Source organism: Shewanella sp. SG41-4, assembly GCF_014164505.1.
GTDB lineage: Bacteria > Pseudomonadota > Gammaproteobacteria > Enterobacterales > Shewanellaceae > Shewanella.
On record NZ_JACJFI010000025.1, the window covers coordinates 15,603 to 30,090 of the forward strand.

The 14,488-nt window shown below is 41.3% G+C and carries 10 protein-coding genes and 1 tRNA gene; 7 read left to right on the top strand and 4 right to left on the bottom strand.

Annotated elements, in window-relative coordinates; all coding sequences use genetic code 11:
- Window positions 1-122: 122 nt before the first annotated feature.
- Both H5202_RS04385 and H5202_RS04390 read right to left on the bottom strand, forming a co-directional pair.
- On the bottom strand, window positions 123-1,844 hold the full coding sequence (locus H5202_RS04385; protein WP_182770979.1) for a phospho-sugar mutase: 1,722 nt from the start codon (window positions 1,842-1,844) through the stop codon (window positions 123-125).
- Window positions 1,845-2,201: 357 nt separating this feature from the next.
- Window positions 2,202-2,876, bottom strand: a complete 675-nt coding sequence (locus tag H5202_RS04390; protein WP_182770980.1) for a glutathione S-transferase family protein — start codon at window positions 2,874-2,876, stop codon at window positions 2,202-2,204.
- A gap of 723 nt (window positions 2,877-3,599) precedes the next feature.
- Between H5202_RS04390 and mscL the strand changes: the two genes are divergently transcribed.
- Window positions 3,600-4,007, top strand: coding sequence for a large-conductance mechanosensitive channel protein MscL (gene mscL, locus H5202_RS04395; protein ID WP_220493765.1), 408 nt, complete (start codon window positions 3,600-3,602; stop codon window positions 4,005-4,007).
- A gap of 213 nt (window positions 4,008-4,220) precedes the next feature.
- Here the strand turns inward: mscL and pabB are convergent, their stop codons facing one another.
- Window positions 4,221-5,639 carry an aminodeoxychorismate synthase component I gene (pabB, locus tag H5202_RS04400; protein ID WP_182770981.1) on the bottom strand — a complete coding sequence of 473 codons (1,419 nt, stop codon included), beginning with the start codon at window positions 5,637-5,639 and terminating at the stop codon, window positions 4,221-4,223.
- Window positions 5,640-5,777: 138 nt separating this feature from the next.
- Here pabB and H5202_RS04405 point away from each other — a divergent pair, with 138 nt between their 5' ends.
- The 5 genes from H5202_RS04405 (at window position 5,778) to H5202_RS04425 (ending at window position 12,723) form a co-directional block, all read left to right on the top strand.
- Window positions 5,778-7,355: a fumarate hydratase gene (locus H5202_RS04405; protein WP_432365303.1), complete on the top strand. Its 1,578-nt coding sequence runs from the start codon at window positions 5,778-5,780 to the stop codon at window positions 7,353-7,355.
- A gap of 196 nt (window positions 7,356-7,551) precedes the next feature.
- Window positions 7,552-9,612: a dipeptidyl-peptidase 5 gene (locus H5202_RS04410; protein WP_443019329.1), complete on the top strand. Its 2,061-nt coding sequence runs from the start codon at window positions 7,552-7,554 to the stop codon at window positions 9,610-9,612.
- A gap of 663 nt (window positions 9,613-10,275) precedes the next feature.
- Window positions 10,276-10,899: a YchE family NAAT transporter gene (locus H5202_RS04415; RefSeq protein ID WP_220493766.1), complete on the top strand. Its 624-nt coding sequence runs from the start codon at window positions 10,276-10,278 to the stop codon at window positions 10,897-10,899.
- 231 nt (window positions 10,900-11,130) lie between these two features.
- A tRNA-Ser gene (locus tag H5202_RS04420) sits at window positions 11,131-11,220 on the top strand.
- A 183-nt stretch (window positions 11,221-11,403) separates the two neighbouring features.
- Window positions 11,404-12,723, top strand: coding sequence for a DEAD/DEAH box helicase (locus H5202_RS04425; RefSeq protein ID WP_182770984.1), 1,320 nt, complete (start codon window positions 11,404-11,406; stop codon window positions 12,721-12,723).
- A gap of 53 nt (window positions 12,724-12,776) precedes the next feature.
- Here the strand turns inward: H5202_RS04425 and yegS are convergent, their stop codons facing one another.
- Complete coding sequence (yegS, locus tag H5202_RS04430; RefSeq protein WP_182770985.1) at window positions 12,777-13,706, bottom strand: lipid kinase YegS; 930 nt, start codon at window positions 13,704-13,706, stop codon at window positions 12,777-12,779.
- Between the two features lie 272 nt (window positions 13,707-13,978).
- Here yegS and H5202_RS04435 point away from each other — a divergent pair.
- On the top strand, window positions 13,979-14,488 hold a 510-nt coding region (locus H5202_RS04435), incomplete at its 3' end, for a DUF885 family protein (protein ID WP_336244778.1).

Sequence of the window (14,488 nt, forward strand, 5' to 3'; positions counted from 1 at the left end):
CCATTAGGATTACAATTACCCGAAAACATAAACAAACGCCTGTTAATAGTAACAGGCGTTTAACATTTTTTAATTAATGAGACTTGAGTTTTGTTAATGAGACTTAATCGCTTGATGAATTGTTAGCTGGGTAAACTGGTTTGGTGCGATTTAATCAAGGCAGCCATGGCATCTTCTGCACGAGCTTGTGCAGATGCCCAAGTGTCCGAGCGTGTCATGGTTTCAACGACTTCGTAATAACATTTAATTTTAGGTTCAGTACCAGACGGGCGAACAATGACTCGAGCGCCACCTTCTAAAGCATAAATTAATACATCACTGCTGGGTAAATCAATCGCTTGTATGCTGCCATCAGCTGCGGTGCGCAGCAGACTTTTTAAATCGTCGGTCGAGCTCACCGCATATTCACCAATTTTCACGGGTGGATGTTCGCGTAAATAGGCACCAATATTTGGCGTGTCAGCATTGAGGGCAATACTCACTTGTTTATTAAGATGAAATCCGTGTTGGCGATAAATCTGCTCGAGTTTATCCCAAATGGTTTGTCCATTATCTGCAAGCTCTGCAGTCAGTTGGGCAAAGGCCACTAATGCCGATAATCCATCTTTATCCCACACTAAGTTGCCAATGGTGTAACCGAGCGCTTCTTCATAAGCGAATAAGAACTGATTGTCAGCTTGGTGTTTGGCAATACCGACATTCATTAACCACTTAAAGCCCGTAAGAGTGGTATAGCTTTGACTACCAAACTCAGTGGCGATTTTAGACAACAGGCTTGATGACACAATAGTAGTGCCAGTGAGTTGCTGATTTTTAGGCGCATGGCTGAGTAAGTAATGGCCAAATAACACTCCAACTTGATCGCCTGTCAGCATTTGGTAGTCGCCATTTTCAGTGCGAGCGGCAACAGCAAAGCGGTCAGCATCTGGGTCGTTGGCACAAGCGAGTGTAGCGTTATGTTTTTTCGCTTCTGCAATTACCAAATCCATTGCGCCTTTTTCTTCAGGATTTGGAAAGTTTACCGTAGGAAAGTCGCCATCGGGTTCACGTTGAGCCGCAACTGAATACACTTGGGTAAAACCAGCATCATTTAATACCGTTTCAGCCATGTCGGCACCAACACCGTGCATTGCGGTGTAAGCTAAACTGACCTTGTCTTGTCCACGCTGGTATTGCAGCTCTTTAGCTTCACCTATTCCTTGGCGATAGGCTTGGTAGAAATTGTCTTGCAACCAAGTAAGTTTATCTTGTGATATCGCGTCATCTAAGGCTAAAAAGGGAATAGCCTGAGTGGCTGCGCGAGTAATTTGAGCGGCGATGCCTTTATCGTGAGGTGGAATAATTTGCGCGCCATTTTCCCAATAGACTTTATAGCCATTGTATTGTGGTGGGTTATGGCTTGCGGTAACCACAATGCCAGCCGCAGCGTTAAGATGTTTTACTCCAAAAGCGACTAACGGCGTGGCAGCAACCTTATAGGTTAAATGCACGTTAATGCCCATAGCGGTTAATACACTTGCGGCATCATGGGCAAAGGTAAAGGAATCATGACGACCATCGTAACCTATGACTACACCACGCTCGGCAGCATTGTTGATTTGCTCGAGTAAGTAAGCCCCCAGGCCGGCAGTAGTTTGGCGGATAACCAAACGGTTCATCGCCATAGGGCCAACGCCCACTTCGCCTCTTAGCCCTGCAGTGCCAAATGCTAAACGACCCGCAAAGCGCGCCGCTAGTTCTGTTTCATTGCCGTTATCAATTAACGTTTGCAGTTGTGAGCGGGTGTGTGGGTCGGGATCGTTATTGAGCCATTGGTTGATCTGATGCTGGAGATGGGTATTCATGAGTAACCTCATTGATAATCATTTTCAATAACAGTAGGAAAATACCACCGCAAGAACAAGTAAATTCGTCTCTAAGTGAATAAAAATAACAAATTGTATTCATGATTTATACGCTTAATCTACATGCTTAAACGCTATGATGTTCATATAAACAATCAGTTGTAGCTAAATATCAAACATATAAACCGTGTACATCAACTTCAAAGCTTTATATAAACTTAAAATATTTATATAGATAGGAACCTTTAGCGTCATATAGTGGCGTTGCAGCAAGAGCGTATGCCGCATACGCAAATACAAAAAGGCTTATGGATATCATCCATAAGCCTTTTATAACGCGATCAAAATGTATTTTACTTAGACAGCATAATTTTGTGGGAAAAAAGCACGTTTTGCGGCCTCATCAAATTCTGCTTTAAATTGAATATCTTTACCCATGTCTCTGGCGCGTTCAACAGCAGGACGGTTGTTGATGCTGTTAAACCAGCGTTGAACATTCGGGTAAGTGGCAAGGGCATCTTGACCTAATACATAGCCGACTTTATCAACCCAACCCCATGCTGCAATATCGACAATGCTTAATTCATCACCCACCATAAACTCACGATCATTAAGATGTGCGTCAAGTACTTGGTAATGACGCTGAGTTTCGCGTTGATAACGATTTGTTGCGTAATCTATTTTTTCAGGTGCATGGTGAGTGAAATGGACACATTGACCAGAATAAGGACCTAAACCAGAGGCGACAAACATTAACCACGATAGAAGCTCACCACGATTTTCTGGGGTTCCAGCTAATTGACCTGTTTTGTCAGCAAGGTATAAAAGAATGGCATTAGAATCGAATACACGAACGCCGTTGTCTTCAATAGCGGGTGTTTTGCTGTTTGGATTAATCGCTTTGAACTCAGCGCTATGTTGCTCACCTTTTAAGGTATCCACAGGCACGAGTTCAAACTCAAGGCCAGTTTCTTCGAGAAACAAAGCAATTTTCATTGGGTTAGGGCCTGGATGGAAATAAAATTTAATCATGTGAACTCCTTAATATGTAAGAAGTGTATTTAAGCAGGTTATGAACGAATGCTCAATGCATATTTGAACGATTGTTCATTTTTGGTGTATTCCGATAAAATATGGCTAACATTGGTTTCAAACCCCGGATTGAAGTATGAGGCAACGCTATTAAAAGTTCTGGTTTTTAGAAATATTAAGGTTGCTGACCTTTAATGACAAAAGATAATCTGAGCCTAGAATTTATCAACTCAAGTTAACAAACGAACCCAATATTGACTCGGTGAGTAAAGTATACATAGCCTGAGTTCGTTGTACTTTGATGCCTTTTAAACCTTAGATAGGCAATAATTTGAATTCAACTAATCTAGCTATTGCAGACATGCACAACTGAATCATTTCTATTCCCACCAGTCTATTGGTGACAATCTTATTAACGACCATTGGCCAACTACTCCAGTTGGAAGTGCCAGCATATTGAATGTTTTTAATATGTTTAATAAATGTTAAATTGTTGCATTTAATTTCAAATGCTATATCTTTGTTTCGTAAAAATTAAGCTTTTGCTTGGGTCAGAATATATAATAAACAAATAAATAATGGGTAAGTATCTAATTTTTAAAATGTTAGCGAAAATTCCTTATCTATTACTACGGCCTAATTATCAGCTGAATCCGGTTCTATGAAACATGGTAGACCTTTAACTATTTAGATTAATAATACTTACACTAACGGGATAAGAATATGAGCATGATTAAAGAGTTTAAACAGTTTGCAATCAAAGGTAATGTTGTTGATTTGGCTGTGGGTATTATTATTGGTGCAGCATTTGGTAAAATTGTCAGTGCATTAGTATCGGGGATCATAATGCCTCCAATTGGGGTTTTGTTGGGTGGTGTCGACTTTGCTGACTTAGCATTTGTTATCAAAGAAGCGGTCGGTGAAGCGCCTGCAGTTGTCATTAGTTACGGTGCATTCATTCAAACTGTTATTGATTTTGTTATCATTGCATTTGCAATATTTATGCTTGTTAGAGCAATAAATACTTTAAAGAAAAAAGAAGAAGCAGCACCAAAAGCACCACCAGCACCTTCAAAAGAAGAAGTGTTGTTATCGGAAATCAGAGATTTGTTAAAGTCGAAAGTAGAGTAATAGTTTACTTAATATCGTCTTAATATAAAAAAGCTCGCAATGCGAGCTTTTTTATATTTTATTAGTAAGTTTATTAATAAATATTAGTGATATAAAAGTTGATATGACCAATCAGTGGTTAACACTACATCCTAAATATATCATCCCATTTTAGTCTGAGCATTTAGTAATGTAAAAGTCATTACCCTAGTCTTAGTTAATAAGGATACTTAGTTAATTTAGCGAAGTGAGAATTGGAAGGATTTTACTCACTTTATCAAAGCTTTCTTGATACTCCGCATCGCAATTAGAGTCGGCAACAATACCACCACCTGCCCAGCAGTAAATGTGGTTATTTTCGGTGACCAAAGTACGAATGGTAATACTGGTGTCCATATTACCATTTTGGCTGATATAGCCGATGCTGCCGCAATAAAGATTACGTCTTGAAGGTTCTAATTCTTCAATGATTTCCATAGCGCGGATTTTTGGTGCACCGGTAATTGATCCACCTGGAAAGGCAGCGTTAAGTAAATCGAATGCTGTTTTGTGTTGTGCAAGTGTGGCAGTAACCGTGCTGACTAAATGATGCACCGCAGGAAAGCTTTCGATAGCGAATAATGTCGGCACCTTAACCGATCCCGGGGCGGCGACTTTACCGATATCGTTTCTGAGCAGGTCAACAATCATCACATTTTCGGCACGATCTTTCTCAGAAGTAATTAAAGCTGTGGCGGCTTGTTGGTCCAAAATAGGATCAAGATGGCGCGGCATGGTGCCTTTAATGGGTTTTGTTTCGATATATTTATCGTTAAGTTTAATAAAACGCTCTGGCGAGATAGATAACATGCAGTGGTTATCAACCCGCATAAAGGCCGAAAAAGGCGCTCGGTTTGCAAGGGATAAAGCACAATAAGCTTGCCATTCATCTCCTTGATATTGAGCTTCAAATCGTTGGGTTAAATTGATTTGATAACAATCACCACTCAATAAATACTGCTGCACTTGAGCAAACTTGTGTTGATACTGTTGATTATCTATCTGATTAATCCAAGCCGTAGTTAATCTGAAAGGCTCTGATGCTATCGTGTCATTGGCTGATTCTTCTGTTTTAGATTCAATTAAATTCAACTCAACTTTTAACGCGTCAAATCCACAATAGTGATAAGCATACCAAGACTTATCAGCGTAACTGTAAACTAATGAAAAATCATAAAACCCAATATTCATATCATCAAGATGAATATCTTTAATGGCAATTTGTGGCAACTTTTCAATATTTCGGCCAAGGTCATAGCCAAATGCGCCCAGGGCTCCGACACTAAATGGATGTTGGCTGTCTTGTGCTGAAGGATATAACCGCTCATGCAGTTCAGCTAATGTGTTAAATGGGTTTGCATGGCGATCTATTTCAATATTGAGTGCTTTGATGACCGGGTCTTTGGCGCAAAATCGACTGATGCCATCGCTGCTAGTTAACGTAGCAATAGGATTAAAACCGATGATGTCGAATTTGGCGTCTTGGTGCGGAGCATTAGCTGAGTCGAGTAATATCGCCCATGGCTGGTGGCTTACCAGTGAAAATAGCTGCTTAGTGTCTATTTTCCAATCCAGTTTTTGCATGAATAGTGCGTTTTTTGCCCGCGAAGACATCGATAACCCTTATCTAAAATGTGATGTAGCCCAAAAAGGATGGAAAGAGTATCATATTGGTCTTAATAGTTAATATTAAATCGATTCTAATAAAAACGATAACCATGTTAGGCCGCAATGGCTGCTGGAGCACCCCATATGTCGACGAATACCACATCTCACTCTACAACTCATTCTACAATGTCTAGTCAAGCTGTCGTGATTAAACAAGCTGACTTTATTGAAAGTATTGCTGATTCTCTGCAATACATCTCGTATTACCATCCCAAAGACTTTGTTGATGCAATGACCAAAGCTTATGAGCGTGAAGAAAGCGCTGCCGCGAAAGACGCCATTGCCCAAATTCTGATTAATTCGCGCATGTCAGCCGAAGGCAAACGCCCTTTATGCCAAGACACTGGAATTGTAACCACCTTTGTTAAAATTGGTATGTCTGTTCAGTGGGATAAAACTGACATGACGGTTCAAGAAATGGTTGATGAAGGTGTACGCCGTGCTTACACCAATCCAGATAATCCATTACGTGCATCAATAGTGTCAGATCCTGCCGGTGCGCGTAAAAATACTAAAGACAACACACCGTCAGTGGTACACATTGACATGGTTGCTGGTAATCAAATAGAAGTGATGATTGCCGCTAAAGGCGGTGGGTCTGAAAACAAATCCAAAATGGCCATGCTTAACCCGTCTGACGATATCGCAGCTTGGGTAGAAAAAACATTACCGACAATGGGCGCGGGTTGGTGTCCACCGGGTATGTTAGGCATCGGTATCGGTGGTACCGCTGAGAAAGCGGCCGTTCTGGCCAAAGAATCATTAATGGACCCTGTTGATATTCATGAGTTGATGGCTCGTGGTGCAGAGACCACTGAAGAAAAGCTTCGTTTAGACATTTTTGAACGAGCAAATAATTTAGGCATAGGCGCTCAAGGGTTGGGCGGATTAACCACAGTATTAGACGTTAAAATTAAATCTGTACCGACTCATGCAGCGTCTAAACCGGTCGTGATGATCCCTAACTGCGCAGCAACGCGCCATGTGCATTTCCATTTAGATGGCACTGGTCCAGTCGATTTAGTACCACCATCTTTATCTGATTGGCCTGAAATTACTCGTGAAGCGGGTGAAAACACTCACCGTGTCAATTTAGATACTGTCACCCAAGCTGAAATCGAAACTTGGAAGAGTGGTGATACCTTACTACTCAACGGTAAAATGCTGACTGGCCGTGACGCTGCTCATAAACGGATTCAAATGTTACTTGAATCTGGTGAAGGTTTACCAGCAGGTGTCGATTTTACCGGTAAGTTTATTTATTACGTTGGCCCAGTCGATCCAGTCGGTGATGAAGTGGTTGGCCCTGCCGGCCCAACAACGGCAACCCGTATGGATAAGTTCACTGACATGATGTTAGACCAAACAGGCCTAATGGGCATGATTGGTAAGTCTGAGCGCGGCCCAGAAACGGTTGCTTCAATTAAAAAGCACAAAGCAGTGTATTTAATGGCTGTTGGCGGCGCGGCATACCTAGTGTCGAAAGCGATTAAGAAATCACGTGTTGTCGCATTTGAAGATTTAGGTATGGAAGCGATTTACGAATTTGACGTACAAGACATGCCTGTAACCGTGGCTGTAGATACCAATGGGGTGAATGCGCACGAAACTGGCCCAGCGATTTGGAAAATTAATATCGCTAACAGTAAAGCTAATAAGTAAGCCATCGATAACATTGTGCTTACACATAAGCGATAAGTGTCAATGTGATTAAACGCTCGGGTTTACAGCTTTTTACAAAAGGCTTGTTGCCTGAGCGTTTTGCTTTGGTTAGTCTGCAATATACATTTTATGATTACGTTGTATATTGGCTGTATTTTGGCCTAAACGTAATACGTTTTACTTAAACAACTGAGACATGATAACAATGAAAAAGTCTTCTGTATTATTCGCACTGATTGCTGCTGGCATGGCAACATCAGTGTCTGCGGCAGAGCCCGCAGCTTTTAATGTTCAGCAACTGGTTAACTTAAATAAATTGCACTCAGCGGCCGTATCAAATGATGGCAAAACCATGGTGTACGGCGTAAAAGTGGTTGATGACAAAGGCGAGGGCAACTCTGATCTTTATCTTCTCGACTTGAACGATAAAAATGCTAAGCCAAAGCAACTTACCTCGGCCGCAGGCACTGAACACGATGTCAGCTTTTCGCCAGATGGAAAATCGATTTATTTCCTCGCCACGCGCTCCGGAACCAGTCAATTGTATCAATTGGCCCTTGATGGCGGAGAAGCTATCGCAGTTACTGATTTACCGTTAGACATTAATGGCTACAAATTGTCTAACGACGGTAAGCAAGTCGTTATGACTCTGCGGGTATTTCCAGAGTGTAAAGACTTAGCGTGTTCAAAAGACAAGTTTACAGCCGAAGCGGAACGTAAAAGCACTGGCCGCGAATACAAGCAGTTGATGGTACGCCATTGGGACACGTGGGAAGATAACGCACGTAACCATTTGTTTGTCGCCTCGCTTAATGGCAACAAAATTACCACAGCAACAAACGTTACAGCGGGCCGTGACACTGAAACACCGCCTAAGCCATTTTCTGGTATGGAAGAGGTTACCTTTACTGCAGACGGTAAGTACGTTGTTTATAGCGCTAAAGCGCCGAGCCGCGATCAAGCTTGGACAACTAATTACGATTTATGGCAAGTACCTGTAGCTGGCGGTGAAACGGTTAACTTAACCCCAGATAACCAAGCATGGGATGCCCAGCCAACGTTCTCTGCCGATGGCCGTTATCTTGCTTATTTAGCCATGACCAAGGCGGGTTACGAAGCTGATCGCTCCCGCATTATGTTACGTGACAATGTTACAGGTCAGGAAAAAGAAGTCGCACCATTATGGGATCGCAGCGCGAGTTCATTAAATTTTAGTGCCGATGGTCGTACTTTGTATGTGACAGCACAAGATCTTGGGCAAGTGACCATTTTTGAAGTGAACACTCAGTTTGGTGATGTTCGCCCTATTTACAACCAAGGCAGCAATAGCCTAGTGGCTGTGACCAGTAATCGTCTCATTTTCAAGAAGTCATCATTAGTTGAACCTGGCGATTTATTCAGTGTGTCACTTGAAGGTGAACAACTTAAACAGCTAACTAACGTCAACAGTGAAAAATTAGCAGATATTAAGTTTGGTGATTTTGAGCAGTTCAACTTTAAAGGTTGGAATGACGAAACCGTTCATGGTTATTGGATCAAACCCGTTAACTATGAAGAAGGTAAAAAATACCCAATAGCTTACCTGGTACACGGTGGCCCACAAGGCTCATTTGGTAACAGTTTCAGCAGCCGCTGGAATGCTCAGTTATGGGCGGGTGCAGGCTATGGCGTAGTGATGGTCGATTTCCATGGTTCTACTGGTTATGGTCAAGCGTTTACTGACTCTATTGGCAAGGATTGGGGTGGTAAGCCGCTTGAAGATCTTAAAAAAGGTATGGCAGCGGTTACCGCGCAGCAACCTTGGTTAGATGCTAACAATGCATGTGCACTAGGTGGTTCTTACGGTGGCTATATGATGAACTGGTTCCAAGGTAAATGGAACGATGGCTTCAAGTGTTTAGTCGACCATGCTGGTTTGTTTGATATGCGTTCTATGTATTACGTTACAGAAGAATTATGGTTCCCTGAATATGAATTCGGTGGCCCATACGATCAAAACAAAGAGTTATATGAAAAGTTTAATCCAGTAAATTATGTTGAAAACTGGAAAACGCCAATGCTCGTCATCCATGGTGAAAAAGACTACCGTGTGCCATATGGTCAAGGTCTTGCTGCATTTACCTTTATGCAGCGTAAAGGTATTCCTTCTGAGCTATTGGTATTCCCTGATGAAAATCACTGGATCTTAAATCAAGATAACTTACAGCAATGGTACAAGAATGTACTCGGCTGGATGGATCGTTGGACAGCACAATAGTGTTTGTACTTTCTCTGTAGAAGACCATGTTAAAGCCAGTACAAAAATAAATGGCGTAGTCCTCAACACAGATTTACCTTCATAAGTTAATTAAAAGAGATGTTGCTACTGGCAACATCTCTTTTTTGTTCCTAAGCTATTGTAGCTTCGGATATTTGGTCACGCACATTTCAATTTTGCCAGTAACGAGATTGACTCATAAGTAAAGATGATGCCGGAGTCGATATCAATACTGCTTACGGATAAAACCCTTCTACAATCTATTGATAATAGTGTTACTGGTAAAGTAGTGATCTTAAGCACATAAAAATTTATGCTTATGTTAGTATTTTTCATCATAAGGCTATTCATATGTCGCTCAATCACCTGTAGGTTAAGCACACATAAACCAGTTTTTAAGCTTTGCTAGTAGGTTAAATAACCAAGTAGAGATCAAATAGCATTATTTTTTGAAATAAAATAACAAAAAATGCAGGTTTACGTTAACTGCTATTATAATTTTAAAATACAGAAAATAGCTGTTGGATTAGTTTTTGTATGGTAAAACGGTCTATCAAATATAAAAAAATTCATTTGGGGAATGGCAGTGTTTCAGCTACATTAGCGCCCTCAGAATCATGCTTCAAATCGGGTAATATTAAGAGGGTGTAGTTAGTGGATTTTATGCTTTATATCAAGTTCTTTTTAGGACTGTTAGCCATCATTAACCCAGTAGGGTTATTGCCTGTATTTGTTAGCTTAACCAGTCATCAAACTGATGTTGAGCGTAGGCATACCAACCGAGTGGCAAACTTTGCCGTAGTGGTCATTTTATTAGTCACTATGATAGCAGGTCAGCATATTCTCAGTATGTTCAGTATTTCACTTTCTGCATTCCGTATTGCCGGTGGTAGCCTGATTTGTATTATTGCGATGTCGATGCTGCAAGGTAAAATCAGTGAAGTAAAACGCAACCAAGAAGAAGATCGTGAGTCTTCAGGTATGGAGTCTGTTGCGGTTGTACCTTTAGCATTACCATTAATGGCTGGACCTGGCGCGATTAGTTCAGTAATTGTTTTTGCGGCAGAGCACAACAAAATGATCAATTTTGTTGGGATGTTCTTAACCATTGTGACATTAGGCCTTGTTAGCTGGGCTTTATTCCGCATCGCACCAGTATTGTTTAAATTATTGGGTAAAACCGGCATTAACGTTATTACTCGTTTGATGGGACTATTAATGCTGTCTTTGGGCATTGAGGTTATTGCCGCTGGTGTTAAAGGGCTTTTTCCGAGCTTAATAGGTTAGTTAGCTTGTTAGTTGCTGTGCATTTGTGCAAACGCTTGATAGTGGGCTTTTTTAGCTTGACCCGCTATCATCATTTGCGTAAAGTACGCCTCGATTAGCACTGCCGCGGTTAGTATTAAGTGGTTTTGTATTATTGAGAGGTAATTATTCCACTTAATAGAATCAAATATTAAGTACTGCCTTTTTATCTGATGACTTTTAATGGTAAGGATAAAAAGTAAGTCACAAATTGGTGAGCTGGCTGAGTGGCTGAAGGCGCACGCCTGGAAAGTGTGTTTAGGTTTATCCCTAACGAGAGTTCGAATCTCTCGCTCACCGCCATATTATGAAAAAAGACGTCTTCGGACGTCTTTTTTCATTTGTGTTTTAATACAATACTGACAATTTGAGTGATGCTTCGTCTCGCCGTTGTCTAATATGACTTTATATTAACGAGGTGTTAGCGCTTGTTATGCGTAGCCTCTATAATGCTTTATTCTTGTTTTACTACTGAGACCCACTTTCATGCCTTTTTCGACACTTGGATTACGCGACACGATTGTCAATGCCCTACATGAAGTGGGATACAGTCAGCCGACACCTATTCAACAACAGACTATTCCGGTTATTTTAAAGGGTAAGAACCTGCTCGCCGCTGCGCAAACGGGCACCGGTAAAACCGCAAGTTTTGTTTTGCCAATATTACAACGCTTAGCCGACACTGAAACCCAGCGTGCAAAACGTATTCGAGCGTTGATTTTAACCCCAACTCGCGAACTCGCAGTGCAAGTTCACGCCAACGTAGTTCAGTACGCCAAGCATTTATCGTTAACCTCTATCGCCATTTATGGTGGGGTTGATGAGAAGCCGCAAAAACAAGCCTTAATTGATGGTGTGGATATTTTGGTGGCGACACCAGGACGTTTACTCGACTTATATACCCAACGTGCTGTGCACTTTGATGAAGTTGAAGTGTTGGTGCTTGATGAAGCCGATAGAATGCTCGACATGGGCTTTATCGAAGATATTAATAAAATCATCGATAAATTACCTTCTGAACGTCAGAGTTTATTGTTTTCCGCGACATTATCAAACCAAGTGCGTGCGTTAGCTAAAACGGCCATTAAACGTCCTGTGGAAATTTCGGTGATTGCTGATCGCGATTCTGCACCGAAAATCGAGCAGTGGTTAACGACGGTTGATAAAGATAAAAAATCAGCTTTATTAAGTCATTTAATTAAAACCGAAGAGTGGAACCAAGCGCTAATCTTTATCGAAACCAAGCAAGGTGCCGCTAAATTAGTCAGTCAGCTTGAAAAGCGTGATATTGCTGCAGAGTGTATTCACAGTGGCCGCAGCCAGCCGGTGCGTGAACAAATTTTAGCTGATTTTAAATCGGGTAACATTAAATACCTTGTGGCTACCGGCATTGCGGCGCGCGGTATTGATATTGACGATTTATCTCGTGTTGTTAATTATGATTTACCTTATCCGGCCGATGACTATATTCATCGTATTGGTCGTACCGGTCGTGCCGGCGCTGCTGGTGTTGCTATTTCTTTTGTGTCTAATGATGATTTTAAAAACCTGTGTATGATTGAAAGCCGTTTAGGGCATTTAATTGAACGTAAAGAAATAGCGGGGTTTGAACCATCTAAGCCTATTCCTATTTCGGTGTTGAATTTTATCCCAAAAAATCGTCAGCATAAATCAACCTCAGCGACAGACCGACCTACGCTGAGTTTGGGCAAGTCGAAAACAGCTTCTGCTGACTTTAGAAAAACCAAACCATCTAAAGCGCCTGCTACGACTAAAGGTAATAAACCTAATCCGTGGAACATTTAAACTGATTAGGTAAACGATTAACTCAGTTATCGTATTGGTGATTAAAGCGGAATTTATATTCCGCTTTTTTGTGTGGATTGTTCAAGGCAAGGGCAGTTTGGCGGCAATACAAATTGAATAGCTTTTGGGAGTACTTCAAAACGCATTTTTTGGGTTGGATAAGGTTCGCCATCTAAATTAAGCGGTAACGTGATAGGGAAATCAATTTCTAACCAACGGGTTTGAAAGTGATAACAAAACTTAGCTTGATGACTCATGGCTTGTATTTCATCTAACACCACCGGGATATCAAAGGTTGAAAATGACTTCAACAGGGTAATATCCATCAAACCGTCATCAATTAATGCATTGGGTGCCAGCATTTGGCCACCGCCAGCCTGCTTATTATTGCAAATGGCGCCTACCACAATATCACCATTAAACGTGCCTTTTTCGGTGGTAATACTGCCCTGATAAGGCTTAAAGCCTAATGCTTTTGCCAATCCGACTAAGGTATAAGCGCCGCCACCAAGAAAGTCTTTTAACTCTGTTGGGGTTTCTGCGGTGACTTGCGCGCCAAACCCGGCGACTGCGGCATTAATAAAATAATTATCGTTGGCTCGAATGATATCAATAGGATAGCTGTCGCCATTAATAGCCAGTTCCAAAGTGGAGTGGATATTATTGCTAATCCCACACGCAGTGGCAAAATCATTTGCAGTGCCTAATGGCAGCACGGCTATTTCGAGCTTTTGGTCTTGCTGAGGTTGTTGCATCACAGCATTAACTGCCTCATTAAGTGAGCCATCCCCGCCACCAATAACGACCCGGCCGACATTATCGGCTATGGCTTCACTGATAAAACGCAGCATGTCGGCGCTTTCCCAGGAGACTCGAACATCAACAGTATGACCTTGTTCGCGCAAAGCCATAACCGATTGTCTGATGTCTACATTTGAGGCTTTTTTACCATTAAGCAGTAATCTGATATGAGTTGTGGGCATCGTTAAGATCTCTGTTAGTTAGTGTGGTCACAGCCATGTGTCTAAAAATGTGTTTCTAAGTTTCATGTCGTTGAGCGATGCTCTATTTTTATGTCACAAAAGATGTCTGCTTGCTGTAAAACAGTGACGAAAATGATTAACTAATTATAATTGTAGTAGGATGTTTTTCTAACCCGTTTATGCGCTACAAAAATCTATCTTCACGCAAGCGATATGCATCAAACAAAACGTTTATACAGACTAAAAAATAATAACAATTTAAGGGATAACTAATGAAAAAATCTTTACTTCCTTTGGCGGTTTCTTTTGCCTTGGCCGGATTGGTCGGCTGTAGCGATGACTCGGTTAAGCAAAGTCCTCAAACAAAGGCTGTTACTGCAGAGGCTAGCACAACTAGTGCTGCGGCAGCATTAAACTTTAATCAATATTCACAGCAGTTTATTGATGAATTGTGGGTATTATCGCCAACTTGGGCGTTGTACAGTGGCAAACATGTTAACGATGGCTATTTAGATATCCCTAATCAAGCTAGTCGCGACAAAACGCTAGAATTTGTTAAGCAACAGCAAATGGCATTAGCCCAATTTGATCCACAGTCATTATCTGCTAACGAGTTAATTGATTATAAATTACTGAGTAATTTAGTTGAATCAATGCAATGGGAAATTACACGCTTTAAAGGTTGGCAATGGGATCCGTCTAATTACAATGTTGCCGGTGGTTTTGCGCAAATCATTAATGAAGACTTTGCCCCGTTAGATGAACGCTTAACCTCTGTGATT

Coding starts and splice junctions, on each gene's coding strand:
- H5202_RS04385 (WP_182770979.1), bottom strand. CDS start 1,844: ATGAATACCCATCTCCAGCATCAGATCAACCAATGGCTCAATAACGAT.
- H5202_RS04390 (WP_182770980.1), bottom strand. CDS start 2,876: ATGATTAAATTTTATTTCCATCCAGGCCCTAACCCAATGAAAATTGCT.
- mscL (WP_220493765.1), top strand. CDS start 3,600: ATGAGCATGATTAAAGAGTTTAAACAGTTTGCAATCAAAGGTAATGTT.
- pabB (WP_182770981.1), bottom strand. CDS start 5,639: ATGTCTTCGCGGGCAAAAAACGCACTATTCATGCAAAAACTGGATTGG.
- H5202_RS04405 (WP_432365303.1), top strand. CDS start 5,778: ATGTCGACGAATACCACATCTCACTCTACAACTCATTCTACAATGTCT.
- H5202_RS04410 (WP_443019329.1), top strand. CDS start 7,552: ATGATAACAATGAAAAAGTCTTCTGTATTATTCGCACTGATTGCTGCT.
- H5202_RS04415 (WP_220493766.1), top strand. CDS start 10,276: ATGCTTTATATCAAGTTCTTTTTAGGACTGTTAGCCATCATTAACCCA.
- H5202_RS04425 (WP_182770984.1), top strand. CDS start 11,404: ATGCCTTTTTCGACACTTGGATTACGCGACACGATTGTCAATGCCCTA.
- yegS (WP_182770985.1), bottom strand. CDS start 13,706: ATGCCCACAACTCATATCAGATTACTGCTTAATGGTAAAAAAGCCTCA.